Origin of the sequence: Mesorhizobium sp. M7A.F.Ca.CA.004.06.1.1 (genome assembly GCF_003999135.1) — a bacterium.
In the GTDB taxonomy this organism is placed as follows: domain Bacteria; phylum Pseudomonadota; class Alphaproteobacteria; order Rhizobiales; family Rhizobiaceae; genus Mesorhizobium.
The window spans coordinates 1-1,776 of the sequence record NZ_RZPQ01000988.1; the positions used below are offsets into that span (position 1 = coordinate 1).

The 1,776-nt window shown below is 62.4% G+C and carries 1 protein-coding gene and 1 pseudogene; both read left to right on the forward strand.

What is annotated here, in order from left to right:
* A pseudogene (locus EN906_RS33010) lies at nucleotides 1-350 on the forward strand (tRNA uridine-5-carboxymethylaminomethyl(34) synthesis GTPase MnmE); the annotation flags it as partial.
* A 474-nt stretch (nucleotides 351-824) separates the two neighbouring features.
* Nucleotides 825-1,776 (forward strand): FAD-dependent oxidoreductase (locus tag EN906_RS33015; RefSeq protein ID WP_127375715.1); only part of this gene is annotated, 952 nt, incomplete at its 3' end.

The following is a 1,776-nucleotide window of genomic DNA, read 5'->3' on the forward strand; positions in this document are numbered from 1 at the left end:
TAGATCTGTTGGAAGACCGCGCGGCGAGCGACGCGACGGAGGATTATGCACTTGTAATTTCGGTAAAGAACGGGACGGGCGTCGAGGAACTGCTGGGGGAAATCGGCCGGCGGGCAGCGGAAGCAGCCGGCAGCGTCGGCGATGTCCTGCCGTCGCGCCTGCGCCACGTCGAATTGCTCGGCGCAGCGAATAGCCACCTGCGTCGCGCAACCGACGGCCGGACTGTCGGGCAGGAATTGCGCGCCGAGGAGTTGCGGCTTGCAGCAGATCGCCTGGGCCGTATTGTCGGCGCCATCGACGTCGAGGACATGCTGGACGTGATTTTCTCGCAGTTCTGCATCGGGAAATGACTCACGTGAAACGATGTGCTCTCGTAAAATGACTCAGTTGTCGATGCAGAGATTTTGATGGACCGTTTGCGGAACGCCCCATCGCTTCGTCATCCACGGGCGGAGCAAGGAGCGTAGCGACGCGGCGCAGACCCGAGGATCCATGCCGCGACTTCTGAGCGCGCGCCACGGTGCAGAATTCTGATCCGCTGTACTCTTTGGCCAAGATCACGGCATGGATCCTAGGGTCTCCGCGACGTCGCTTCGCTTCCTGCTTTGCCCTAGGATGACGAACGTTGCGAACGCTTGGGTAAGACCTTCGAGCAGCGGCAAGGTGCGACTCACGTGAAACATCAGTGCCCCGATGACTCACGTGAAACACACGCGATGGCGGTGCAAGGCTGTTTCACGTGAAACGACTCGCGGAGTTTTCTTGACAGCCAAGCCTCGCGGGGACATGTGTCCCTTTAATCATTCGAGTCTGGGAAGTTTGTGATGACCAATCACTATGATGTGGTTGTGGTGGGCGGCGGCCACGCAGGTTGTGAGGCGGCCAGCGCTGCCGCGCGCGCTGGTGCCAAGACCGCGCTGGTGACGCTGCGCTTTGATACGATCGGGGTCATGTCCTGCAATCCGGCGATCGGCGGGCTCGGCAAGGGCCATTTGGTGCGCGAGATCGATGCCATGGATGGCCTGATGGGGCGCGTGGCGGATGCGGCCGGCATTCAGTTCCGCCTGCTCAACCGCCGCAAAGGTCCCGCCGTGCGCGGCCCTCGTACGCAGGCCGACCGGAAGCTTTATCGCCTTGCCATGCAGGAAGCGATTCGGCAGCAGAACGATCTCGACGTGGTTGAAGGCGAGGTTCTGGATTTTGAGATCGCCGATGGGCGGATCACGGCTGTTCTCCTGGCCGACGGCAGGCGGCTTGGCTGTGGCGCGGTCGTGCTGACGACCGGGACTTTTCTGCGCGGGCTCATTCATATTGGCGAGAGGAAGATTGTCGCCGGCCGCATGAACGAGCAGGCCAGCCTTGGGCTCTCGGCGACGATGGACCGCGCGGGCTTCAAGCTTGGACGGCTGAAGACCGGGACGCCGCCGCGGCTCGATGGCCGGAGCATCGACTGGACGACGCTGGCAAGCCAGGCCGCGGATGCGGATCCGGTGCCGTTCTCGCTGATGACCGACCGCATCACCACGCCGCAGATCGAGTGCGGCATCACCCGCACGACGACGGCCACGCATGAGCTGATTCGCGCCAATCTCGGCCGCTCGGCCATGTATTCCGGCTCGATCGAGGGCGTTGGGCCGCGTTATTGCCCGTCGATCGAGGACAAGATCGTCAAGTTCGGCGATAGGGATGGGCACCAGATCTTTCTGGAGCCGGAAGGGCTGGACGATGATACCGTCTATCCCAATGGGATTTCCACCTCGTTGCCCGAAGATGTGC